Source organism: Pseudomonas oryzihabitans NBRC 102199, assembly GCF_000730625.1.
Taxonomy (GTDB): domain Bacteria; phylum Pseudomonadota; class Gammaproteobacteria; order Pseudomonadales; family Pseudomonadaceae; genus Chryseomonas; species Chryseomonas oryzihabitans.
In genome coordinates this window covers 47,513-70,900 of the sequence record NZ_BBIT01000004.1, presented here as the reverse complement: position 1 = coordinate 70,900, position 23,388 = coordinate 47,513, and the positions used below count along the sequence as shown (strand labels likewise).

The 23,388-nt window shown below is 66.9% G+C and carries 23 protein-coding genes and 1 pseudogene; 7 read left to right on the top strand and 17 right to left on the bottom strand.

Annotated elements, in window-relative coordinates; all coding sequences use genetic code 11:
- Positions 1-2,012 (bottom strand): DNA helicase Rep (gene rep / locus POR01S_RS06285; protein ID WP_027597433.1); only part of this gene is annotated, 2,012 nt, incomplete at its 3' end.
- Positions 2,013-2,211: 199 nt separating this feature from the next.
- Entirely contained in the window at positions 2,212-2,904 is a 693-nt protein-coding gene (locus POR01S_RS06280) for a hypothetical protein (RefSeq protein ID WP_027597434.1), read from the bottom strand.
- 173 nt (positions 2,905-3,077) lie between these two features.
- Here POR01S_RS06280 and POR01S_RS06275 point away from each other — a divergent pair, with 173 nt between their 5' ends.
- On the top strand, positions 3,078-3,662 hold the full coding sequence (locus POR01S_RS06275; RefSeq protein WP_042134596.1) for a flavin reductase family protein: 585 nt from the start codon (positions 3,078-3,080) through the stop codon (positions 3,660-3,662).
- A gap of 39 nt (positions 3,663-3,701) precedes the next feature.
- Here the strand turns inward: POR01S_RS06275 and POR01S_RS24245 are convergent, their stop codons facing one another.
- The 6 genes and pseudogenes from POR01S_RS24245 to POR01S_RS06250 form a co-directional block, all read right to left on the bottom strand.
- Entirely contained in the window at positions 3,702-4,427 is a 726-nt protein-coding gene (locus POR01S_RS24245) for a methyl-accepting chemotaxis protein (protein ID WP_377709321.1), read from the bottom strand.
- Positions 4,401-5,546, bottom strand: a pseudogene (locus POR01S_RS24240) (methyl-accepting chemotaxis protein); the annotation flags it as partial. The gene POR01S_RS24245 and the pseudogene POR01S_RS24240, both read right to left, overlap by 27 nt.
- A gap of 218 nt (positions 5,547-5,764) precedes the next feature.
- On the bottom strand, positions 5,765-6,094 hold the full coding sequence (locus POR01S_RS06265) for an Arc family DNA-binding protein (RefSeq protein WP_042134592.1): 330 nt from the start codon (positions 6,092-6,094) through the stop codon (positions 5,765-5,767).
- Between the two features lie 29 nt (positions 6,095-6,123).
- A complete protein-coding gene (locus POR01S_RS06260; protein ID WP_027597438.1) occupies positions 6,124-6,765 on the bottom strand; it encodes a LysE family translocator in 642 nt (213 codons plus the stop codon).
- 1 nt (position 6,766) lies between these two features.
- On the bottom strand, positions 6,767-7,537 hold the full coding sequence (locus POR01S_RS06255; protein WP_007159850.1) for a 2OG-Fe(II) oxygenase: 771 nt from the start codon (positions 7,535-7,537) through the stop codon (positions 6,767-6,769).
- A 35-nt stretch (positions 7,538-7,572) separates the two neighbouring features.
- Entirely contained in the window at positions 7,573-8,211 is a 639-nt protein-coding gene (locus POR01S_RS06250) for an alanyl-tRNA editing protein (protein WP_042134589.1), read from the bottom strand.
- A 92-nt stretch (positions 8,212-8,303) separates the two neighbouring features.
- Here POR01S_RS06250 and POR01S_RS06245 point away from each other — a divergent pair, with 92 nt between their 5' ends.
- The 3 genes from POR01S_RS06245 to POR01S_RS06235 all read left to right on the top strand — a co-directional run bounded on the left by POR01S_RS06245 (position 8,304) and on the right by POR01S_RS06235 (position 11,450).
- Positions 8,304-9,287 carry a LysR family transcriptional regulator gene (locus POR01S_RS06245; RefSeq protein WP_007159848.1) on the top strand — a complete coding sequence of 328 codons (984 nt, stop codon included), beginning with the start codon at positions 8,304-8,306 and terminating at the stop codon, positions 9,285-9,287.
- A 199-nt stretch (positions 9,288-9,486) separates the two neighbouring features.
- Positions 9,487-10,887 carry a sugar porter family MFS transporter gene (locus POR01S_RS06240; protein WP_037006622.1) on the top strand — a complete coding sequence of 467 codons (1,401 nt, stop codon included), beginning with the start codon at positions 9,487-9,489 and terminating at the stop codon, positions 10,885-10,887.
- 77 nt (positions 10,888-10,964) lie between these two features.
- A complete protein-coding gene (locus POR01S_RS06235; protein ID WP_027597441.1) occupies positions 10,965-11,450 on the top strand; it encodes a UPF0158 family protein in 486 nt (161 codons plus the stop codon).
- Between the two features lie 3 nt (positions 11,451-11,453).
- On the opposite strand, the gene POR01S_RS06230 is transcribed toward POR01S_RS06235, so the two are convergent.
- The 5 genes from POR01S_RS06230 to POR01S_RS06210 all read right to left on the bottom strand — a co-directional run bounded on the left by POR01S_RS06230 (position 11,454) and on the right by POR01S_RS06210 (position 17,451).
- On the bottom strand, positions 11,454-11,978 hold the full coding sequence (locus tag POR01S_RS06230; RefSeq protein WP_042134587.1) for a glycine cleavage system transcriptional repressor: 525 nt from the start codon (positions 11,976-11,978) through the stop codon (positions 11,454-11,456).
- 59 nt (positions 11,979-12,037) lie between these two features.
- Positions 12,038-13,096, bottom strand: a complete 1,059-nt coding sequence (locus POR01S_RS06225; RefSeq protein ID WP_042134584.1) for an HAD family hydrolase — start codon at positions 13,094-13,096, stop codon at positions 12,038-12,040.
- 136 nt (positions 13,097-13,232) lie between these two features.
- On the bottom strand, positions 13,233-14,513 hold the full coding sequence (locus tag POR01S_RS06220) for an MFS transporter (protein ID WP_027597444.1): 1,281 nt from the start codon (positions 14,511-14,513) through the stop codon (positions 13,233-13,235).
- A 219-nt stretch (positions 14,514-14,732) separates the two neighbouring features.
- Positions 14,733-16,466 (bottom strand): OPT/YSL family transporter, encoded by a 1,734-nt coding sequence (locus tag POR01S_RS06215; RefSeq protein WP_042134582.1) that lies wholly within the window; start codon positions 16,464-16,466, stop codon positions 14,733-14,735.
- 70 nt (positions 16,467-16,536) lie between these two features.
- The gene (locus tag POR01S_RS06210) at positions 16,537-17,451 is read right to left on the bottom strand and encodes a LysR family transcriptional regulator (RefSeq protein WP_042134581.1); all 915 of its coding nucleotides are present in this window, start codon (positions 17,449-17,451) and stop codon (positions 16,537-16,539) included.
- Between the two features lie 270 nt (positions 17,452-17,721).
- Here POR01S_RS06210 and POR01S_RS06205 point away from each other — a divergent pair, with 270 nt between their 5' ends.
- Positions 17,722-18,702, top strand: a complete 981-nt coding sequence (locus tag POR01S_RS06205; protein ID WP_042134579.1) for an aldo/keto reductase — start codon at positions 17,722-17,724, stop codon at positions 18,700-18,702.
- Positions 18,703-18,770: 68 nt separating this feature from the next.
- A complete protein-coding gene (locus tag POR01S_RS23800; protein ID WP_169742412.1) occupies positions 18,771-18,923 on the top strand; it encodes a hypothetical protein in 153 nt (50 codons plus the stop codon).
- A 93-nt stretch (positions 18,924-19,016) separates the two neighbouring features.
- On the opposite strand, the gene POR01S_RS06200 is transcribed toward POR01S_RS23800, so the two are convergent.
- Genes POR01S_RS06200 through POR01S_RS06190 form a run of 3 tightly spaced genes read right to left on the bottom strand, consistent with a single transcriptional unit; the run spans position 19,017 to position 21,117 of the window.
- Entirely contained in the window at positions 19,017-19,997 is a 981-nt protein-coding gene (locus tag POR01S_RS06200) for a DUF3618 domain-containing protein (protein ID WP_042134577.1), read from the bottom strand.
- Complete coding sequence (locus POR01S_RS06195; protein ID WP_027597449.1) at positions 19,994-20,407, bottom strand: phage holin family protein; 414 nt, start codon at positions 20,405-20,407, stop codon at positions 19,994-19,996. The genes POR01S_RS06200 and POR01S_RS06195 overlap by 4 nt, the downstream gene beginning before the upstream one ends.
- Positions 20,404-21,117, bottom strand: a complete 714-nt coding sequence (locus POR01S_RS06190) for a hypothetical protein (RefSeq protein WP_042134575.1) — start codon at positions 21,115-21,117, stop codon at positions 20,404-20,406. Before POR01S_RS06190 ends, POR01S_RS06195 begins: the two co-directional genes overlap by 4 nt.
- 374 nt (positions 21,118-21,491) lie before the next feature.
- On the opposite strand from POR01S_RS06190, the gene POR01S_RS06185 reads away from it, so the two are divergent.
- Complete coding sequence (locus POR01S_RS06185; protein ID WP_017639603.1) at positions 21,492-22,022, top strand: Dps family protein; 531 nt, start codon at positions 21,492-21,494, stop codon at positions 22,020-22,022.
- Here the strand turns inward: POR01S_RS06185 and POR01S_RS06180 are convergent.
- A complete protein-coding gene (locus POR01S_RS06180) occupies positions 22,004-23,257 on the bottom strand; it encodes a XylR family transcriptional regulator (protein ID WP_042134573.1) in 1,254 nt (417 codons plus the stop codon). The genes POR01S_RS06185 and POR01S_RS06180 overlap by 19 nt on opposite strands.
- Positions 23,258-23,388: the final 131 nt, after the last annotated feature.

The window sequence follows — 23,388 nt, the reverse complement described above, 5'->3', positions numbered from 1 at the left end:
CAACCCCGCTTGAGCATCGCCCGCATCGCCGCCAGGGCATCGTTGCCGCGGGCGGCCTTCTGTTCCTGGGGCGCTTCTTCCAGACCTTCCCACTGCAGGTCCTCGGGCGGCAACTCATCGAGGAAGCGACTGGGGGTGCAGTCGATCAGCTCGCCGTACTGCTTGCGCCGGGTGGCATAGGTGAAGGCCAGGGTCTGGCGCGCGCGGGTGATGCCCACGTAGGCCAGGCGGCGCTCCTCCTCGATGGTGTCGGCCTCGATGCTGGAGCGGTGCGGCAGGATCTCCTCCTCCATGCCCATGATGAACACATAGGGGAATTCCAGGCCCTTGGAGGCGTGCAGGGTCATCATCTGCACCCCGTCGGCGCCTTCCTCTTCCTCCTGCTGGCGTTCGAGCATGTCGCGCAGGACCAGCTTGGCGATGGCGTCCTCGATGGTCATCTGGCCGTCTTCATCCTTTTCCAGGATGTTCTTCAAGGCATCCAGGAGGAACCAGACGTTGCCCATGCGGAAGTCGGCGACCTTGTCGGAGCTGGCGTTCTGGCGGATCCAGTTCTCGTAGTCGATGTCCATCACCATGCTGCGCAGGGCGCCGATCGGGTCCTCGCCCGCGCAATTCTTGCGTACCCCGTCCATCCAGCGCTTGAAGCGCCCCAGGCGCTCGGTGAAGCGGGCGTCCAGGTGCTCACCCAGGCCGATCTCGTCGGCAGCGGCGTACATCGAGCGATCCCGGCTGCCGGCATAGTTGCCGAGCTTTTCCAGGGTGGTGGAGCCGATCTCCCGGCGCGGCACGTTGATGACCCTGAGAAAGGCGTTGTCGTCGTCCGGATTCACCAGCAGGCGCAGGTAGGACATCACGTCCTTGACCTCCTGGCGGGCGAAGAAGCTGGTGCCGCCAGAGAGTCGATAGGGGATCTGGTGGTGCTGGAGCTTGAGCTCCATCAGCTTGGCCTGGTGGTTGCCGCGATAGAGGATGGCGAAGTCCGCGTAGGGCCGCTGGGTCTTGAGGTGCAGGGTGAGGATTTCCAGGGCGATGCGCTCGGCCTCGCCGTCCTCGTTCTTGCAGCGCAGCACCCGGATCGGATCGCCGTGGCCCATCTCGCTCCACAGCTGCTTCTCGAACACGTGGGGGTTGTTGGCGATGAGCACGTTGGCGCACTTGAGAATGCGACTGGTGGAGCGGTAGTTCTGCTCCAGCATCACCACCTTGAGCGAGGGGAAGTCGTCCTTGAGCTGCATCAGATTTTCCGGTCGCGCGCCGCGCCAGGCGTAGATCGACTGGTCGTCATCGCCCACCACGGTGAACTGGGCGCGCTCCTGCACCAGCATCTTCACCAGCAGGTACTGGCTGGTGTTGGTGTCCTGGTATTCGTCCACCAGCATGTAGCGGATGCGATTGCGCCAGCGCTCCAGCACCTCGGGGTGTTCCTGGAACAGCTTCACCGGCATCAGGATGAGGTCGTCGAAATCCACCGCGTTGTAGGCCTTGAGGGTGCGCTGGTAGTGCAGATAGACCACCGCGGCGGTCTGCTCCTTGGGCGTGCGCGCCTTTTCCAGGGCCTCGTCCGGCAGGATGAGGTCGTTCTTCCAGTTGCCGATGTAGTTCTTGATCTCGTCCAGGCCGTCGTCGCCCTGGTATTCCTTCTGCATGATGTCGGTGAGCAGCGCCTTGATGTCGCCCTCGTCGAAGATCGAGAAGCCGGGCTTGTAGCCCAGGTGCGCGTACTCGCGGCGGATGATGTTCAGCCCGAGGTTGTGGAAGGTGGACACGGTCAGGCCGCGGCCTTCGCCGGCCTTGAGCAGGCTGGCCACCCGCGCCTTCATCTCGCGCGCCGCCTTGTTGGTAAAGGTCACGGCGCAGATGTACTGGGCACGGATGCCGCACTGCTGCACAAGGTAGGCGATCTTGCGGGTGATGACGCTGGTCTTGCCGGAGCCGGCACCGGCCAGCACCAGCAGGGGACCGCTGATGTAGGCCACGGCTTCGGCCTGGCGGGGGTTGAGCTTGGACATGGCGGACCAGGGTGACGACGCTGGGCAAGAATTCTACCAGCGCCGGTCCCCGCGGTCAGAGCCTGATTCAAAGTCTGCTGCGCGTCGGCCAACCTGCGTTGAAAAGGCCTTCGGAATGCTCATTTACACTATGTAAACTCCGCTTCCTCAGGCCTTTTCGCATCGTTTGGCTCTAGCTCGCGAGACTTTGAACAGGCCCTTAGGGCTTGGGCGGTGGCGCGACGAAGGTCAGCTGGCGCGGATAGCCGTACTTCTCGCCGGGCAGCACGGGGCTGTCGAGAAACACGCCCATGCTGCGACCGAATTCGCTGACATGGGTGACGGCATAGTCCTGGCCATCGGCCAGGCGGACGATGGCGCCCGGCTTGAATTCCTCGCGATTGCGCTCGGTGACCGGGATGGAGATGCCGGCGGCCTTGCGGTAGATGCCCTTGAGCCAGTCCTGGTTGGTGAAATCGTTGATCGGGGTGTTGAAGCGACCCGGCAGGCGCTGCAGATGGCGTCCGGTGCCGGGGGCGTCATCCACCGCCAGGCGTCTGGGATAGCCCACGGTCTCGGCGTCCAGCGGCTTGCCCTCGACGAACACCGCCAGGTTGTCGCCGACCCGCTGGACCTCGGTGATGGCGCGCCATTCGCCATCGCCCAGCTGGACCTGGCGACCGCTGATGAAGCCTTCGACGTTCGCCGGGGTAGCCGGAATGGTCAGACCGGCCACCCGGCGCAGGACGCCGCGATCCCAGTCTTCGTTGCTGAAATCGTTGATGGAGCTGGAGAGCAGCGGCTGGGTGAGCGGAGCGCTGTGCGTCGCCTTGGCGACCTGGGCATGGGCCAGCGGCAGGCCCAGGCAGCAGGCGCAGAGCAGCAGGAGGGAGCGGGCCAGGCAGGTGGGCATAGGGGTCATCCTTAACGCAGGTTTCTTGTTGGTCCCGGGCCGGGAGTGGGCGATAGACCCCTGATGTCTCCCGACGTTTGGCGAGCGCGTCGCAAAGCGGCAATTTTTTACCCGCGCGGCGCCGAACGGCAAGGGCTGCGTTACCCTGGGGCTTTTCCCGCGGGAGTCCATCCATGAATTCGACCCTTGCCGCCGTCCCCCTGGCCAAGGCCTATCGGCTGCTGAACCACGGTCCCACGGTGCTGGTCAGCGCCGCCCATGCAGGCCGGCGCAACGTCATGGCCGCGGCCTGGGCGATGGCGGTGGATTTCGAACCGGGCAAGGTGGCGGTGGTGCTGGACAAGCAGACCTGGACCCGCGAACTGCTGGAGGCCGAAGGCAGCTTCGTGCTCAGCGTGCCCTGCGCCGCCCAGGTGGATCTGGTGCAGACGGTGGGCAACACCAGCGGCCGCGAGCTGGACAAGTTCGCCGCCTACGGCATCGAGACGCTGGCCGGTGAAGCGGTCAGCGCGCCGCTGATTGCCGGTTGCGTAGCCTGGCTGGAATGCCGGCTGCTGCCCGAGGCGCACAATCAGCAGGACTACGACCTGTTTCTCGGCGAGGTGGTCGCCGCCCGGGCCGATACCCGGGTGTTTCGCGAGGGGCGCTGGGATTTTCGTGGCCAGGACGGCCTGCGCACCCTGCACCACGTCGCCGGCGGCCATTTCCTGGTGATCGGCGACGGCATCCAGGGCCAGCTGCTGACGCCCAAGGCCTGAATCCGACGACGCCAGCGCCTGGCGTCGTCGCGAGCGGGGTCAGACGCGGAAGCGCGCGACCATCTGCTGCAGATCGCCGCCCAGGCGGGCCAGCTCGTTGACCGAGGCGGCGGCATGGGCGTTGGCAGTGGCCGATTCCTCGGCCAGGCCGCTGACCTTGACCACGTTGCCGTTGATCTCCTCGGCCACCAGGCTCTGCTCTTCCACCGCGGTGGCGATCTGCTGATTGAGACTCTGGATCTCCGCCACCGCCTGGTAGATGACCTCCAGGGCGCGCTCGGCGTCCTGGGCCAGGGTCACGGTGCCCAGGGTGCGGTCGCGACTGGCCTGCATCCGCGCACTGGCTTCGGTGGTGCCCTGCTGCAGGGTGGCGATGAGTTCGCCGATTTCCTGGGTGGACTCCTGGGTCCGTTGCGCCAGGGAGCGGACCTCGTCGGCCACCACGGCGAAGCCGCGGCCCTGTTCACCGGCGCGGGCGGCTTCGATGGCGGCGTTGAGCGCCAGCAGGTTGGTCTGCTCGGCGATCGCCTTGATCACGTCGATGACGCTGCCGATGCGACCGCTGGCACTGTCCAGGCGCTCCATGGCATCGCCCAGGCCCTGCACCTCTTCGGCGGCCAGGGTGATTTCCTCGGCCGCGCGCTTGACCGTGCGGCTGCCTTCGCGGGCCATGCTGTCGGCGTTCTGCGCGGCGCTGGAGGCGTTGGCGGTGTTTTGCGCCACGTTGTGCACCGTGGCCGCCATCTCGTTCATGGCAGTGGCCACCTGCTGCATCTCGTCGCGCTGCTGGGTGACGCCGCGGCTGGTCTGGACGCCAAAGGCCGAGAGTTCGTCGGCCGCGCTGCTGAGTTGCCCCACGCCATTGGCGATGCCCCCGACCAGCTGACGCAGGTCATCGGCCATGGCCTGGGTGGTGCGTTGCAGTTCGCCCAGTTCGTCGCGGCGGCTCACCTCGTTGCGCTGGGTGAGGTCGCCGGCGGCGACGCGCTTGAGCATGGCCATGGCGGTCGCCAGCGGCTGGGTGATCTGGCGGGTGATCAGCCAGGCGGCGGCGATGCCGATCAGCAGGGCGATCAGGCTGCTCAGCAGCAGCTTGAGCAGGGCGGCCTGGCGCTCGGCGGCGGCGGACTTGAGCTGACCCTCGCCCAGCTGATCCAGCAACTGCACCAGCTTGTTGCCCTGCTCCTGCAGACTGGCGACGGCGGCCTGGGCCTGACGGTTCTGGGCGACGATGGATTCGAAGAAGGCGCGATAGCGGGTCACGTCCTGGGTGGCGCTGTAGAGGCGGGCGGCGGTGTCGCCGTCGATCTGCTTCTGAGCAGTGGCCAGCGTCTTGAGCAGCTCGTCGATGACCTTGAGGGTCGCCTGGGACTTGCTGTCATCCGGGGTACCGAGGAAGCGACGGATGGCCAGACGCACACCGACCATCTGCGCCTTCATCTCGGCCAAGGCCTTGAGGTCGGCGGTGCTGTAGCTGCCACCCGGGGCAAAGACCAGCTCGAACAGCTGATCGAGGGTCTCGGTAACGGTGTCGGAAACCTGGGTCAGTTCCTTCTGCGCCCCGGCGCTGGTCTGGTTGGCCTGCTGCAGGGCGGCGAAGCGCTCCTGATAGGTTTTCATCTCCCGCTGGATATCCTGCAGGATGGCGACGTTGGCCGGGTTGGTCAGCAGGCTGAGGCCCTTGCCGATGTCTTCCGTCACGCCAGCCAGGGTGGCCTGTTGCCGGGTGGCATTGGCGGCGCTGGGATCGAGCAGATAGGCCTTTTCGTCGATCCTGACGCTGAGGACATCCGCCTTGAGCTGACCGCTGTAGCGCGTCTTGTTGATGCGCTCGAGCAGGGTATTGGCGGTGAAATAGCCGAACAGGGCCACCACCGTCACCATGACCAGCAGGGCGCCGAAGCCCAGGGCCAGCTTCTTGGAAATGCCGAGATTGCTCAGCCAGGAGGCTTTGGATACAGACATGGGGATTCCGGAAGAGAGTACGAAGACCCCCTTCATCGGCTGTCCCGATCGATACTTGAAAGCCGCACGTCAGAGCCGCCTGGTTGGCGGCTCCGGAACCGACGGCCGGTTCGCTGCGGGGCCCGAACCGGCCGGATTCAGGCGGTTTCGCGCGTGTTCACCGGCACGGGCAACTCCAGCTCCAGCACCGAGATCAGCGCATTCTGCTGACGCTCGTTGAGCTGGCGAAAGCGCTGTAGCAGCAGTTGCTCGCTGGCATTGAGCAACTCGTCGTCCGCGTCGACCTGCTGCTGCTCCAGCACCCCGTCCTGCACCAGGCTGCGTTCCAGCCAGGCGACGATCTCGGTGTTCATGCTGTGGCGATGGGAGCGGGCCACGGCGGCGATGCGTTCACGCATTCCATCGGGCAGGCGGACGACGAACTTTTCCGTGGGAATACCAGCGGGAGCGCGGTGGACGTAGGGCATGGAGGACCTCCAAGACGAATGGACTGACGTCAAAGCGCCGACAACAGCAGTCGACCGGCGAAGAAAACCAGCACCAGGCCCATGGTTCGTTCGAACCAGTGGCCCAGGCGCAGGAAGGTCTGGCGAACGCGCGGACTGGAAAACAGCAGGCTGACCAGGGCGAACCAGCCGGCGTTGACCGCGCACATCCACAGGCCATAGAGGCCCTGGACGGTCAGTGGCGTACTGCCGCTGACCACGGTGGTGAAGATGGCCAGGAAGAACAGGGTGGCCTTGGGATTGGTGGCGTTGGTCAGGAAGCCGGTGAGGAAGGCCTTGCCGGGCGACTGCCGTTGCAGATCGGCCTGCTGCCACTGGCTGTCGTCCAGCGGCGCGGCGGTGGGCTTGCTGCGGATCAGGTTGAAGCCCAGCCAGAGGATGTAGGCGCCGCCGACCACCTTGGCGACGCCCAGCAGCCAGGGCGTGGCGTGCATCAGGGCGCCGATGCCGAGCAGGGTGTAGAGCACGTGCACCGAGATGCCGGCGCCGATGCCCAGGGCGGTACAGAGGCCGATCAGGCGGCCGAATCTCACGCTCTGGCGCACGGTCACGGCGAAGTCCGGACCGGGCGCCAGCACGGCGAGGAAGTGGATGGTCGCCAGGGCGAGGAATTCGCTCAGGTAGGGGGACATGTCAGCTCCAGTACGTGAGGGGTTCGGCCGCCCCGCGATAGCCGACGAAGCACGACAGCGACAGGCGCGGCTGGTCGTTGCCGGGGGTCACGGCGTGCATGCGGCGGGAATTGAAGAGGATCAGATCGCCCGGTTCGGGGCGGATGGTCAGGCAGGGCGGGCCGAGCCGGTCGGGTTCGATGCCGTAGCTGTCGCCGCGCATGGCGTCGAAGGCCTCCGGCGACAGCTCGCGCGACCAGAGCTGCAGTTCGCCGCCGACACTGGGCATGGTCAGGTAGACGTTGCAGGCCAGCTGGGCGACCAGGCTTTCGGCTTCCTCGCTGCCCGGCGCGTCCTTGGCGAAGATGTCGTGGTGGGCGAGAAAGCGCACCCCCGGCTTCACCACCCGCGACAGGCCGACGTACATCTTGCGGCCCCAGAGGGTCTGCAGGCGGGCCCCGGCCGGCCAGACCTCGTCGAGGGTGCAGCGCACCAGGTCGATGGGATTGAGGTAGGGGCGGCAGCGGCGGCGCAATTCTTCCAGGTTGCTGGTGACGCTGGCGAAATAGTCGTCCATCTGCGCGCGCTGGTGCTCCGCCTCGTAGAAGGCCATGCCGATGCGGCCGATGCTGGGGGCGTTGGTGTAGGTGGCGAAGCCGTTGCCGAGGATCTGCTGGCCGAGGTCGTCGGCCAGCGGACGCGGCACGAAGTGGCGCACCCGCACGGCCAGCAGGCGTTCATCGGTGAGACGGAGCAAACTCTCGGTGTCGAGAGCGTCGAGTTCGAGCAGCATGGCGCTTCCTTTCTGCGGGTGAGGTGAGCGGTTGATCAGGCGCCAGCCATGTCGTAGCTCACCAGCAGGCGTCCCTTCTTTTCCTTGACGCCCAGGGCGCTCAGGGCACCGACCGCGCGCAGGGAGCGCACGTGGGTTCCGCCGCAGGCATAGCGCGCCACGTCCTCGCCAAAGCGCACCTGGCGCTGGCCATCGGCCTGCACCTCGATCTGCAGCGGCAGGTCTTCTTCCACCAGGGCGTCGAAGTGCGCCTGCAGGGCTTCGCTGTCCAGGGGCTGCGACGCCTCGCCCGGAATGAATTCGATGCGGCCTTCGCCCGGCCAGTGATGGGCCTTGACCGGCTTCCAGCCATGGGTCTCGCCGATGTGACCGAGCAGGTGCCCGGCCGAATGCAGCCGCGAATGCAGCTGGCGCCGGCCTTCGTCGACCCGGGCCAGCACACGGCCGGGCGTCAGCGGGCGGGTGGTGTGGTGCAGGATACGGTCGCCGTCCTGGACCACCCGGGTCACCTCGGCGGTACCGATCCAGCCGGTGTCGCTGGGCTGGCCGCCGCCCTGGGGATGGAAGGGCGTGGCCAGCAATTCGACGACATAACCGTCCTCGGCGGCGCTACAGGCGTGGACCTCGACCTCGGCGATCAGGCTGTCGCTCAGGAAATACAGGCGCTCGGTCATACGTCTACTACCTAGAAAACGAGAAACATCCTCATTCTAAAGAGCGCACGCAAGGGTGATAATCCACCCTCTCTCCAAAGGAATTTTGCGCTGTGAGCATAAATCTTCCCCTGCCGCTGCTCAGCGAGATGGCCATCTTCGTGCGGGTGGTGGAGAGCGGCAGCTTCTCTGCGGCGGCCCGTCAGCTGGGTCTAACCCCATCCTCCACCAGTCGCAGCGTGGCGCGCCTGGAGAAGGCTTTGGGCACCCGGCTGCTCAATCGCAGCACGCGCAAGCTGCGCCTGTCGGAGGCGGGGGAGGAGGTCTATCGGCGCTGCAGCGACATGGTCGGCGCCGCGCGGGCGGTGCTGGAGGTCAGTGGCCAGTTCAACCAGGCGCCGGCCGGCATCGTCCGGCTGTCGGTGCCCAAGGCGGTGGGGAGCACGGTGATCCATCCGCACATGGCCGACTTCCTGCGCCGCTATCCGGCGGTGGACGTGCAGTTGCTGCTGGAAGACCGCTATGTCGATCTGATCGACGAGAACGTCGACCTGGCCATCCGCATCACCGATCGGCCGCCGCCCGGGCTGGTGGGTCGTCAGCTGCTGACCATCGAGCACCTGCTCTGCGCCACGCCGCAGTACCTGGCCGAGCACGGTCAGCCCGCCCATCCCCGCGATCTGGCCGGGCACAGCTGCATCTACCTGGCGGAGGAACCGGCCGATTCACGCTGGAAGTTTCGCCAGGGCGCCAAGGTGGTCCACGTCAATGTGCGCGGTCGCTATGCCGCCAATCACACCGGGGTGCGCCTGGACGCGGTGCTCAACCACATCGGCATCGGCAGTCTGCCCCTGTTCACCGCCCAGGCGGCCCTGGCCCGTGGCGAGATCATCCAGGTGCTGCCGGAGTGGTCCTTTCTGCCGCACTACCACGGCGGCGCCTGGCTGCTCTATCCGGCGACGCGCCACCTGCCGCCCAAGCTCAAGGTGTTCATCGACTTCCTGGTCGAGCGCCTGGGCGATCAGGCGCTGCGCCCAGGGCAGGGCGCAGCGGCACTGCCCGAGCAGCGCTTCCAGGAACTGACCATCGGCAGCTAGCCGCAGCCGATCACTATTCGTGATGCTTTTCACAAGTCCTGTTACAACTGGCATCATTAGGTGAAACGATTCACCTAACGTTTCTCTGCCTGCCGCATCGCGCTTTTCCCTGGGCCATGCTCCCCCACGGCCCGCCCGCGCGGGTGGATCAGGTCGCCGCCGCGATCCTTGCCCTGGCAAAACAAGAAAGGATTTCCCCATGCTCGCTTCATCACCCTCGCTCGCCGCACCCGTGGCGGCCACCCCGCGCAAGGGGCTGGTCGTGCTCATCGCCGTGATCGCCGCCCTGGGCGGTCTGCTGTTCGGCTACGACACCGGCATCATCGGCGTCGCCCTGCTCGGCCTCGGCCGCGAATTCGCCATGGACGACACCGTCAAGCAACTGGTGACCGGCGCCATCATCTTTGGCGCCCTGTTCGGTTGCCTCGGCACCGGCCCGATCTCCGACCGCCTCGGCCGCCGCAAGACCATCATCGGCGTGGCCCTGGTGTTCGCCCTGGGCTCGGTGCTCTCGGCGCTGTCGCCCAACGTCACCTTGCTGATCCTGTCGCGCTTCCTGCTCGGTCTGTCGGCCGGCAGCTCCACCCAGATCATTCCGGTGTACATCGCCGAGGTGGCGCCGCCGGAGCACCGCGGCAAGCTGGTGGTGCTGTTCCAGTTCATGGTGGTGTTCGGCATCACCGTGGCCTATTTCACCGGCTTCGCCCTGGACGAACACTGGCGCTGGATGTTCGGCCTCGGCCTGGTGCCGGCGCTGATCCTGCTGGCGGGCATGGCGGTACTGCCGGAGAGTCCGCGCTGGCTGCTGGTCAAGGGTCGCGAGGGCGACGCCCTGGCGGTACTAGAACGGGTTCGTGGCGGCGCCGCTGCCGCCCAGGCCGAACTGGCCGAGATCAAGACCGTGAGCAACGCCCCGGAAGGCAACTGGAGTGACCTCTTCTCGCCCTGGGTCCGTCCGGCCCTGCTGGTGGGCGCCGGCATCGCCATGTTCTCGCAGATCACCGGCAACAATGCCCTGATCTACTACGCACCCACCATTCTCACCCAGGCCGGCTTCTCCGACCAGACCGCCGTGCTGGCCACCGGCTGCAGCACCATCCTGGTGGTGATCATGACCGTGGTCGGCAGCTTCCTGGTGGATCGCATCGGTCGTCGCCGCTACCTGCTGACGCTGATTCCCGGCTCCATCATCGCCCTGGCGATCATGGGCTACCTGTTCCAGGGCGCCGGTCCCCAGACGGACGTGGAGCGCTGGACGGTGGTGGCCTGCCTGGCCGCCTACCTGATGCTCAACTGCGGCGGCTTCGGCGTCTGCATCTGGCTGATCAACGCCGAGGTCTATCCGCTGTTCGTGCGCGGCAAGGGCGCCAGCGTCGGCGCCTTCAGCCACTGGGGCTTCGACCTGCTGGTGACCCTCACCACCCTGAGCCTGGTGACCAAGCTGGGCGCCGCCCATACCTTCTGGCTGTATGCTGGGATTTCCCTGGTGGCGCTGCTGTTCATCTGGCGTCTGGTGCCGGAGACCAAGGGCAAGAGCCTGGAGCAGATCGAGCACGACCTGCGCGAGCGGCGCTTCTTCCCCTATCAGCGGAAAGGCTGAACGCAGCTTCCGGTGCCAGGTCGCAACAGGAGCGGAGATAGAACTCCGCTCCTGTTCGCCTGTGCCGGAGTCCTGCCATGCGCCCCCTCACCCTCGACCTCGATCTGCTGGCTGCCGCTCTGGACAGCCGGGAGCGAGGCACCCACTTCCTCGACCTTGCCAGCGGCGCCCTGCGCCTGCTCGATCCGGACGATCTCAGTCTGGAAGAACGCGAGGAGCTGGAAGATCCCGAACGCTATCTGCCGCTGCCGCGCCTGACCCAGGACGATCGCCTGGAACTGCGCGAAGCCTTTCTGCACCAGTTGCGCCATCCCCACGCTCAGCCCTTGCTGCGCGCGGCCCTGGAGAGTCGGCGACCGATCCGCACCTTCGACTACGAACTGGAGCTCTTCCCCTCGGTACGCGAGGCCTGGCAGGCCTTCGCCCTGAGTCGCCTCAAGGAGGAGGTGCTGGTGCTGCTGGACGAAGCCGGCCTGGAAGCCCTGCCGGCGGACGGGCGGATGCCGCTGCCGGACGATGTCCCCGAGGGCATCCGGCGACGGCTGGAAAAGGGGCGGAGCTAGGGCCTAATCGTGCCCGTGCCGATAGAGCTTGAGCTCCACCATCAGGTCGTCGGTGAGGGTTTCCAGGTGGGCCTGCAGCGCCTCGAGTGCGAGATCGGCCGGGAGCGCCAGCAGGGCGGTGGCGTGGAACAGCACCTCGCTGCTCATGGGCGCCGGGCGGGTCTCGGTGGACAGGCGTTCGACGTTTACGCCGACCTGATGCAGCGCCCGGGTGATGTCGCGGACGATGCCGGCCCGGTCGTTGCCCAGGAGGTCCAGCTGCACCAGAGGCGCACCCACCGGCGCCGGCTGGCCAGGTTCGCCGACCAGGATGCGCAGGCCGGGAATGGCCAGCTGCTGCAGCGTCTCCACCAGGCCGTTGCGCAATTCCGGTTCCACTTCCACCGAAAGGATGCCGGCGAACTGGCCGGCCAGGTGGGCCATGCGGCTTTCCAGCCAGTTGCCGCCCTGGGCGGCCACGCAGTCGGCCAGGGCTTCCACCAGACCGGGGCGATCGGGGGCGATGACGGTCAGGACCAGGTGTTCCATGGCGGGCTCCAGGGCGGGCTGAGGGAATCCCCAGTCTAGCCCGCCCGATCGCCGGCGGCCTACTGGATGTCTTCGGGTTTGACGATCACCCAGTGCTTGTCCGCGTTCACCGCCACCCCGGCCTTGGCCTGACCCTCGGCGTTGCTCTTCATCATCGCCTCGATCTGGGTGCGGTACTTGGACTTGCGGTCGATCCACAGGTGGATGCCGTTCTTGGCGGCGTCCACGCCCTGGAACAGCATGGGGCCGTCGCTGACCGGGGTGTCGCCGCCGACCAGGATGGGTTTCTTCCAGGGATCTATGTAGGTGAGGATGGCCGCGTACTTGCCGGCGAACCAGGTGGCCGGGGTCCAGAGGTAGGGCGTGACCTGCAGCTTCAGGTTGGCCTGGGGATCGTACTTGCCTTCGGCGATCTGCTTGCGGGCGGTGGTCAGGGCGCCGGTGGCCGGGTCCTTGAGCAGGGTAGTGACGCCAATGACGTTTTCCGGCTTCACTCCATAGCCGTAGCGCGGATCGGACGCCACCATGCGCACCAGCTCCTCATGGGCGGCACTGATCACATAGACCTCGATGCCGTTCTCCATCAGCTTGTGATAGAGCTCCTGCTGGCCGGTGAAGGGCTTGGGCGGATTGATCTCCACCGTCTCCACCTTGTCGTCCTTGCCGTAGTAGGTGGCGGGGATCGGCTTGCCGTAGGCCATCAGCTCGTCGACGTAGCCCTTGAGTTGCTGCAGGGTGAAGCCGGAAAACACCTGGGCGACCCAGGGGTAGCAGACCAGGTCGTCGACCTCGCACAGCCGGTAGTAGTAGCTGTTGAGACTTTCCTTGTGGCCACCGACATCCTTGAAGGGAATCAGCTTGAGCGAAGGATCCAGAGTGTCGCGGGTCAGCACGCCCTTCATCTCCAGGAAGGGCAGCAGGGCCTCTTCCAGGTCGTAGCGATAGCTGGTGTTGTCCATGTCGAACACCGCGTAGTTGCCCTGGTTGGCATTGGCGGCGATCAGGGCGTCGAGCTGGCGGGCGGCATCGGCCGGCCAGTGGGTCAGCTCGGTGGCGGCAGCGGTGAGGCTGAGCAGACCGCCGGCCAGGCCGGCGAGAAGGCGGGGAAGGGTGGACATCGGCGGACTCCGGCACGGCGACCGCGGTATGCGGTCATCTGGTCTAGACCATAACAAAAGGTCATGACAGTTCGATGCGCGGAGCGACCTGGGTGGACGCGAGAGCGGCAGGACCTGCCGCTCTGCGACAGGGCTGTCAGGCCGTGACGGTCTTGAAGCGCGGCTCGGTGTTGCCCTTGAACAGGGTTAGGGTCGCGACCAGGCCGAGGACGGCCGCTACGGTCAGCCACATGCCCGGGGCGGCCTTGTTGCCGGTCTCCTGGATCAGCCAGGTGCAGACCATCGGGGTGAAGCCGCCAAAGGTCGCGGTGGCCAGGCTGTAGGCCAGGGAGAAGCCGGTGGTGCGCACATGGGCCGGCATCACCTCGGTCAGGGCTACCACCATGCCACCGTTATAGGTGCCATAGAGGAAGGACAGCCACAGCTCGACCATCAGCAGGCGCGAGAAGCCCGGGGCGTGGGTCAGCCAGATCATCGCCGGGTAGGCGGTGAGGATGGCCAGTACGGTGGCGAAGATCAGCAACGGACGGCGGCCGATGCGATCGCTCAGGGCGCCCATTACCGGCAGCCAGATGAAGTTGGAAACACCCACGCAGGCGGTGACGATCAGGCTGTCCAGCGCGGTCAGGTTCAGCTCGTGCTTGCCGAAGGTCGGGGTGTAGGCGGTGATCAGGTAGAAGGAGGCGGTGGTCATGGAGACCATGGCTACGCCCGCCAGCACCACGCCGAAGTTCTGGCGGATGGAGGTCATGGTTTCGCCGAAGGTCGGGCGATGCTTGCGCGCCTCGAATTCCGGGCTCTCTTCCAGGGAACGACGGATGATGAACAGGAAGGGCACGATCAGGCAGCCGATCAGGAAGGGGATGCGCCAGCCCCATTCACCCATTTCGGCGGGCGACAGCCAGTGGTTGAGCAGCGCGCCCAGCACGCCGGCGAAGACCACCGCGACCTGCTGGCTGGCGGACTGCCAGGAAACGAAGAAGCCCTTGCGGCCGGGGGTGGCGATCTCCGACAGGTAGACGGACACGCCGCCCAGTTCGACACCGGCGGAGAAGCCCTGCAGCAGGCGGCCGAGCAGCACCAGCAGCGGTGCGGCGACGCCCAGGGTGGCATAGCCTGGCACCACGGCGATCAGCAGGGTGCCCAGGGCCATCAGCGCCAGGGTGACGATCAGGCCGTGGCGACGGCCGTGCTTGTCGATGTAGGCGCCGAGAAAGATCGCCCCCAGGGGGCGCATCAGGAAGCCGGCGCCGAAGGTGGCCAGCGACAGCATCAGGGAGGCGAGTTCGTTATCGCCGGGAAAGAACGTCTTGGCGATGGCCGTGGCATAGAAGCCATAGACCATGAAGTCGTACATTTCGAGGAAGTTTCCGCTGACGACGCGGAAGATGGATTTGGCTTTCGAGGTGGTGGCCATGACTGCTAGCTCGGATTGGGTTTGTTATGGAGACAGCTCGCGCAGGGCGCCCAGACCTCTCGCGGGTGGGTCGCGCTATTTGTAACCTTATGTGTTGCAAAAGCGCGCTGGCAAGCTGAATCGGACCAGAACCCCCGAATTTCATGGGTTTGAAAGGTTATTGAAAGCTTCGCGACATTACGTCTGGAAATTATTGTCCAGTTGACACGTTGTCGCAGCTCACGTCGAGAGCATTTGCCAGAAAGCCGCCCCCACCCCGGCTAGACTTTCCCCGGCGATGAGGCCGGCCGCGGCGGCCAGGGCGAAGCGCTCGGCCAGGCCCGGTGCCCGCCAGCGCACCAGGGCGGTGAGCAGGGCGCCCAGGGTCATCATCAGCGACACCGAGGCCGGCAGGATGAAGGCCAGGCCCAGGGCCGCCGAGCTGGGCAGCCAGTGCGCGCGGCGGGTCGGCAGCAAGGCTTCGGCCAGGCCCAGCAGCAAGCCGGCCAGGGCGCCCAGGACGATGCCCAGGCGCATGGCGCCATCGAGGGCGCCCAGGCCCTGGGTCAGGGTTTCCGCCACCGCCTTCCACTGGGCCACCGCCGGCGCCGGCCAGGCGGCGCTGAGCAGCAGTGCCTGGGGATCGGGAATCAGTAGCCGATAGGTAAGCACCCCGGTTACCGCACCGAGGGCGATGCCCAGGCACTGGGCGACCACCTGCTTGGCGGGGGTGGCGCCAATGGCCTGGCCGACCTTGAAGTCGTTCATCAGGTCGGTGCTCTGGCCCGCCGCGCCACCGGCGGTGTTGGCGCCCATGAGGTTGATGTTGACCTGCCCGGGGGCGGCCAGGCCAAAGGTCAGCTGCGACAGCTGGCCGATGGCGCCGATGGGGGGAATGCCGGTGGCGCCGACCACCCGCGCGGCCATGGCGGCGAGAAACAGCGCCAGGGGCAGGGCCAGCAGGGCCAGCCAGGGATCTATGCCGAACAGCCGCACCTGCAGCACCACCACCAGCAGAGCCGCCGCCAGCAGCAGCGCCAGCGGCCAGGCGCGCGGCCGCTGCCAGCCCTGGCGACGGCGTTCGGCGCGGGGCAGGGTGATCAGCCGCACGGCGAGCGCAGCCAGGGTGGCGCTGACCATCAGACTCACCCCAGGCCAGAGCAGCCATTGCACCAGGAAGGCGTATTGCGGACCGCTGGCCTCCGCCGGCAGCGCGGCGACACCACTGGCCAGCAGCCAGGGCGCGACACCGCCCCAGGCCAGCAGGGTGCCGAGCAGCAGTGACAACCCGACCCTCAGGCCGATGATGCCGCCAAAGCCGAGCAGCAGCAGCGAGGGATCGAAGCTGAAGGTCAGGCGTTCCAGGGCTGGCGAGGGCGCGACTCGCGGCAGCGTCCAGGCGAAGGTGTCCACTAGCTTGACCGCCGCCGACAGCGTCAGGGCGCCCAGCAGCACCCGCAGGCGGGCCAGGGCTTCGGCGCCACTGGCATAGACCTGGCGCAGGGCTTCCAGGGTGGCCAGGCCCTCGGGGAATTTCAGGCTGGCATCGGCCAGCAGCAGGGGCCGGAGGTACCAGGCCACCCAGATGCCGAGAAAGCTCACCGCGAACACCCAGCCCATCAGCGGCAGAGTCGGCAATTCCTGGCCGGTCAGCAGGGTGTAGGCCGGGATGGGCGCGACCAGGCCGCCGGAGACGATGCTGGCCGCCGCCGAGGCCACGGTCTGATTGATGTTGCTCTCGTGCAGCGTCCAGCCCGGTTGCTGCAGGCGGCGCCCCAGGCGGTGCCAGAGACCGTAGCTCACCAGCAGGGCGATGATCGACATGTTGAACGACCAGCCGATCTTGAGGCCGGCATAGACATTGGCCGGGGTCAGCAGGATGCCCAGCAGCGCCCCGGTGAGCAGCGCCCGGGGGCTGAGTTCGCGCTCCACGGGCAGCGGCAGGTCGGATGCGGCGGCGTTGGCTGCGGGCAAGAGGGCCTCCTCGGTCAGGCGATCATGGCGTGGTCAGGGGACCCCCGGGCGCGGCGGTTGGTTCGCGCCCTCAGGGGTGGCGTCCGGTCCAGGTCTGGCGCAGGGCCTCGATCAGCTGGCGCAGGCCGGGTGGTGGCTGGCGCCGACTCGGGTAGTAGATGCACAGCGGCGCGCCGGGCGAGGCCCAGTCCGGCAGCACCTGCTCCAGGCGACCGTCGCGCAGTTCGTCGGCCACCCGCCATTCCAGGCAATAGGCCAGGGCCAGGCCGTCGAGGGCGGCCTGGATCGAGGTCTCGGTCTCGTTGACCGTGAGCGGACCCGGCACGTCGATCGTCCGGGTGCTGGCGCCGCTGCCCAGCTCCCAGCGATAGAGGGCGCCGCTGCCCAGCCGCAGGCGCACGCACTGGTGGTCGGCAAGCTCCTCCGGCTGCTGCGGCCGGCCATGGCGCTCCAGATAGGCGGGGGCGCCCACCACGATCCAGCGCAATTCGTCGGTGAGCGGCAGGGCGACCATGTCCTGGGGCACGGTATCGCCATAGCGGATGCCGGCATCGAGGCCATCGGCGACGATGTCCACCGGGCGATCCTCGACGCTGATGTCCAGCTGCAACTGCGGATAGGCCGCCAGCAGCCGGGGCAACGTCGGGGTCACCAGCAGCCGCGCCGCATCCCGCGGCACGCTCAGGCGCAGGCGGCCGACCGGGGCGTCGCGGTGCTGGTCCAGTTCGCCCAGCGCTTCGCCAATCAAGGCAAAGCCCTGTTCGAGTTTTTCCGCCAGCGCCGCGCCGGCCAGGGTCGGTACCACCGAGCGACTGGTGCGATTGAGCAGCTTGACCCCCAGGCGCGTCTCCAGTTGGCGCAGGGCGTGGCTCAGCGCCGAGGTGGTGACGCCCAGCTCGATGGCGGCCTGGCGAAAGCTGCGCCGCCGGACCAGGGCGACGAAGACGTTGAGATCGGCCAGTTCGCCGCGGTTGAGGGTCGGCATGTACAGTCCTCTCGCGATAAGAGCCTGTCCAAAGTCTGCTGCGCGTCGGCCAAACGGCGTTGAAAATGCCCTGGAAGGCCAGCCCCGTCGGAATGCTCATTTACCATTCGTAAACTCCGCTTCCTCAGGCATTTTCGCCTTGTTTGTCTCTAGCTCGCGAGCCTTTGAACAGGCTCTAAAGGTCAAGCGTTCGTTGAGCCCTATTCAACGCCTTTTGAATTAGCCTCACAAGGCTAACCCTTCCGACTGGCGTCTTCGCCTGGAGATCCTATGAGTGAAACCCTGCGTATCCCGGGCATCGATACCCCCGTTTCCCGCATCGGCCTCGGTACCTGGGCCATCGGTGGCTGGATGTGGGGCGGTACCGACGAAGCCCGTTCCATCGAGACCATCCGCGGCGCCGTGCATGGCGGCATCAACCTGATCGATACCGCGCCGGTGTACGGCTTCGGTCGGTCCGAGGAGATCGTCGGCAAGGCCCTGGAAGGCATCCGCGACCAGGCGGTGATCGCCACCAAGGTAGCCCTGGAGTGGCCCAACGAAGAGGTGCGCCGCAACGCCAGCGCGGCCCGCATTCGCCAGGAGGTGGAGGATTCCCTGCGGCGCCTGCGCACCGATCGCATCGATCTCTATCAGGTGCACTGGCCCGATCCCCAGGTGGCCCACGAAGAAACCGCGGGTGAGTTGGAGCGCCTGCGGCAGGAGGGCAAGATCCTCGCCATCGGCGTGAGCAACTATTCGCCCGAGCAACTGGAGGCCTTCCGCCAGTTCGCCAATCTGTCCACCGTGCAGCCGCCCTACAACCTCTTCGAGCGCGCCATCGAGGCCGATGTGCTGCCCTATGCCCAGCGTCACGGTCTGGTGGTGCTCGCCTATGGCGCGCTCTGCCGCGGCCTGCTCTCCGGGCGTATGAATGCGCAGACGCAATTCGACGGCGATGACCTGCGCCAGGGCGATCCCAAGTTCCAGGCGCCGCGCTTCGCCCAGTACCTGGCCGCGGTGGAGGCCCTGAGCGCCTTTGCCCGCGAGCGCCATGGCAAGTCGGTGCTGGCCCTGGCGGTGCGCTGGATCCTCGACCAGGGGCCGACCATCGCCCTCTGGGGCGCGCGCAAGCCCGAGCAGTTGCAGGGCCTGGACGAGGCCTTCGGCTGGCGGCTGTCCGCCGAGGACCTGGCGGCCATCGACGCCATCCTCGCCGAACACGTCAAGGATCCGGTGGGGCCGGAGTTCATGGCGCCGCCCCTGCGTTGATCGGTGCGGCCGGGGCACCCTGGCCCCGCCGCGTTGCCTAAGCTACTCAGCCACAAGAGGTGAGGATCATGGCCAAGCGCGACGATCTCGATCACAAGCCGGAAAACGCCGGCAAGGTCGGCGAGACCCATAAGGAACTCAACCAGGGCGGTGAAGAACAGCGCCCACAGGACAGCAAGCGACCCGAGCAGCCCAAGGAGAATCCGGATCCGGGTTACTGATAGGGGCACGGAAAACGAAGGCGCCCGGGTGCAGACCCGGGCGCCTTCGTTTTTCAGGCCGAGGTCAGCGGCTGACCCCGGCCATCCTGCCGGTCAGAAGCTGCGTGGCGGGGTGGCCATGCCGCTCTCGTCGCCGACCGCGCCCGGGGTATTGCCGTTGGCCGCGGTACGGCCGACATTCATGCCCGCGGTCGCCTGGGTGGCGCCGAGGGTGCTGCCGGTACCTGCCCTCGGCGAGCCCGCCATGGACTCGACCCCGGCGTCGGGATCGTTGCCCAGATTTTTCGGCGCAGGAGTGCCCGCGTCCGCCGGCTGGCTGCGGTGGTCCTGGCTGGCCTGGCGCGCCTCTTTCGCCATGTCCTGGCCTGCCGCCTTGACCTGCTCGTAGCCACTGCTGGCGGCCTGCTTGGCCTTGGCAGTCAGCTTGTCACTGTGCCTGCCCAGGGCGCGGTCCTCGGTCTCGGTGCGTGGCAGGGCAGCGCCCAGCAGGGCGCCGAGGGCGATGCCCAGCGCACCCACCACCAGCGGCTGTTCACGCAGCAGGGTATCGAAGGTGCCCTTGAGCTGTTGCGCCTGGTCCGTCAGGGTGTCCTTGGCCTGCACCGCAGTATCGCTCAGCCGCTCCCCGGTCTGGGAGGCCTTGGCCGAAACGCTCTCGCCCAGGCCGGTCACCTTGTCGCGCACATCGTGACTGCCACGGTTCAGGGAGTCGCGGGTATGGTCGGCGCTGTTGGCGACCGAGTCCAGCGCACCGGACAGCTTGTCCTTGAGCGGAGTGCCCGTGGTGGCCGGAGCCGGCGTGCGATTCTGTCCCAGCGCCAGCCACAGCAGGCCCACCGAAGTCAGCACCGCCGGCACCGGATTGGCCTTGAGGGTATTGCCCAGGTTGTGGGCGAATTCGCCGCTGTGGCCCTTGGTGTAGGACAGTGCCTGATCGAACAGCTGGCCGGGCGACAGGCGGCTTTCCAGGGCGCCCACCAGGTCTTCGATACGCTCGCGCTTCTGGTCGATCTCGCGCTCGAGCTCGTCGGGATTCTTGCGGGATTCCTGATCGATCTGATCGGTGATGCTCATTGTGCGGCCCTCCGTACGGCGTCCTTGTCCTTCTGCAGGCTGTTGACGGTGCGATCAGGGGTGAAGTGGGACGGCTCGAACTGCTTCTTGCCCGACTGCACCATGATGAAACCGATCACCATGACCACGGCACCCACCAGCAGGGCGGCGGCCCAGGGCGTGAGGTACTGGGAGAGGAAATAGACGACGCCCATCAGCAGCACGATGAAGCCGGCCAGCAGTACGATGGCGCCTGCGGCGACGCCGGCTACGCCGGCCTTGGTGGTGCGCAGGGATTCGCCCAGTTCGGCCTTGGCCAGCGCCAGTTCCTTGGTGAACAGCGCCGGCACTTCCTGGACCAGCTGCTTGACCAGGCCGACGACCGAGGTGTCGCCCTCGGTGGGGCGCGGAGTGGGGTTGTCGTTGATCATGGTTGCTTGCCTCCGCTCAGGGTGGGTCGATCCAGCTGGCTGGATGAGGTGCCGGTGTTCAGGTTGCTGTCGCTGCGGGCCGGGTTGATCGCCGCGCCACCGATGGGATCGCCACCACGGGTGGTGGTCGGGGTGTGGAGGTCGGGACCCTTGGGAATGTTGTTGGTGTGGATGACGTCGGCACCCGCCGCCGGCTCCACCAGTTCGTTTTCCGCCGCGACCGAGGGGGTGGTCAGCGAGGGCACCGCGTCCGCGCCGCCGACGCGCGAGCTGCTGCCGGTATCCGGCTGGCTGGAGGCCTTGAGAAAGCGCGACAGGCCGAAGCCGATGGCGATGCTGCCGGTCAGGAACAGCGCCGGGTTGTCGCGGGCCAGGGTGCCGGCCTGGTGCAGCAGCTGCTCGGCGTTCTTGCCGCGCAAATCCTCGGCCAGACCGGTCAGGCTCCGGGCCATGTCGCTGACATAGTGCGCCAGGCCCAGGGTGTCCTTGTCTTCCAGTTCGTCGGCCGCCGCCTGGGCGCTCTGGGCAATGGCACCCAGCTGGTCGGCCGCGGTGTCGCGGTAGTGCTCGAAGTGCGCGGCACCTTCCTGCTTGGCGTCTTGCACCGTGTCCTTGGCGACCTCTTTCAGGTCATGCAGATGGGCCTCTGCCGTAGAACCGTCCTTGGTCTGCGAGGGTTGTCCCTGGGCGGGATTGAGGGGCGTCGTCATACGCTGTTACCTGTGTGCAGAACCTTGTCGTGGCCGGCAGAGAGCTCTCGGCGACCGTTCGTGTGCCTTGCCTTTTAGGTGACCGGGCGGAACGAGCAGGGGTTCTTACGCGGCGTCGGTTTGCTGGCAAAGCTGACAAACGGTTTTACCTACACATCTAGCTACAAGCGCAGCGGCCGTGGCGAAAGAGGGCCTCTGGGACGGGCAATGAAACGCAGTCGCAACATAGGCAACCATTCGTCATGCCCATGGTGGCGATATGCAAATTCGATGAACGATTTTTCGTCCGGTGCGGTCGATTTCTGCAGACGTTGATGTTCGCGCCAATGCAAGCGAACCCCTTTTCCTCTTCACGTCCTGACAGGAGATCTCTCATGGCCGTTGCCAATGCCAAGCAAGAACTCAAGACCGTTTCCAGCGTCAAGCAGAAGGCCCATCAGGGCGAAGACGCCACCCTGCAGAACCAGCAGGCCGTCGGCGAAGCCCTGGCCGTGCTGCTCTCCGATGTCTTCGCGCTGTACATCAAGACCAAGAACTACCACTGGCACATGAAGGGCTCGCACTTCCGCGACTACCACTTGCTGCTGGAAGAGCAAGCCACCCAGCTGTATGGCATCACCGACCTGATCGCCGAGCGTGCGCGCAAGATCGGCCAGCCGACCGTGCGCTCCCTGGAGCAGATGGTGCAACTCAAGCGCCTGGCCAGCAGCGATGCCACCGATCTGTCGGCGGATCAGATGCTGACCGAGCTGCATGACGACAACCAGTCGCTGGCGGCCTACATGCGCACCACCCACACCCTGACCGACGACGCCAACGACGTCTCCACCACCAGCCTGTTGGAAGAGTGGATCGACCAGGCCGAAGAGCGTGCCTGGTTCCTGGGTCAGACCGTCGGCAAATAAGCCGCGGTAGCGACCTGAAAGCCCGTCTCCGGACGGGCTTTTTCATGGGCGTTCGCCAGGGGTCTGGGATTCGACTGGTACTGCCGCGGGGTGCAGCCGAACTCCCGGCGAAACACCGCGTGCAGATACTGCGCCGAGGTGAAGCCGCAGCGCCGGGCGACCTCGGCCAGGCTCGGCGCCTCTTCCTGCAGTGCCACGGCCGCGGCGGCCAGCTTGAAGCCGAGGATCTCGTCGTGGACGCTGCGCCCCAGCTCGCGGCGAAAGGACGTCTCTAGCGCCGAGCGGGAGATGCCGACATAGCTGGCCACCTGCTCGGTCTTGATGCCCTGGCAGGCGTACTGGCGGATGAAGTGCAGGGCGCGCATCACCTGGGGATGGCGCACCGGCTGGTGACGACTGGAAGCCTGGACGTTGATCCCCTCCGGCGGAATCAGCACCCGTGGCGCCCCCAGTTCGACGCCGTGCAGCCGCTGGTGCAGCAGGCGCGCCGCCTCGCGGCCGATGGCCTCGGTACCCTGGATCACCGAGGTCAGGGGCACCCGGGTCAGGGTGCGCGCCAGGGGATCGTTGTCGATGCCCACCAGCGCCACCTGTTCCGGCACCGGGATGCCGGCGGTGAGGCAGGCCTGCAGGAGTTGCCGCGCCCGGGCGTCGGTGACGGCGAGGATGCCCACCGGCTTGGGCAGGGCCTCCAGCCAGGCGATCAGCTGTTCCACCGCCGTGTCCCACAGCGGTGCGCTGGTCTCCAGGCCGCGATAGATCTCCACCGGCAGGCCGTCGCGGCGGAGCAGGGCGGCAAAGGCCGCCTCGCGCTCGCCGGCCCAGCGATTGGTGTCGGCGGCGGGCAGGCTGAAGCAGGCGAAGCGGGTCAGCCCGGATTCGATCAGGTGGTCGTAGGCCAGGCGTACCAGGGCGGCGTTGTCGGTGGCCACGTAGGGGATGCCGGGCGGGTAGTCGTCAGGGGCCGCGTAGGAGCCGCCGACGGCCACTACCGGCAGCGCGCTGTGAGCCAGGGCGGCGCTCACCGCCGGGTCGTCGAAGTCGGCGATGATGCCGTCGCCCTGCCAGCGCTCGATGCCCTTGAGCCGGCAGAGGAAGTCTTCTTCGAGGAACAGATCCCAGCGCGCCCGGGTACCGCTCAGATAGTTGCCGATGCCGGCGAGGATGCCTCTGTCGTAGATCTTGCTGCCGTTGAACAGCAGGGCGACGCGGTGGACGGGCGGCTGGCTGGGCATGGCGGCGTTTCCGGCAGGAGGCGCGGGCGGGGCTCCAGACTACGACCGGCGCGTGCGCGCCTCAAGCGGCAAAATCGCACCTGGCTCTGGTGATTTTCACAATAGGCAGCCCGGGCAGCGGCGCTACCATC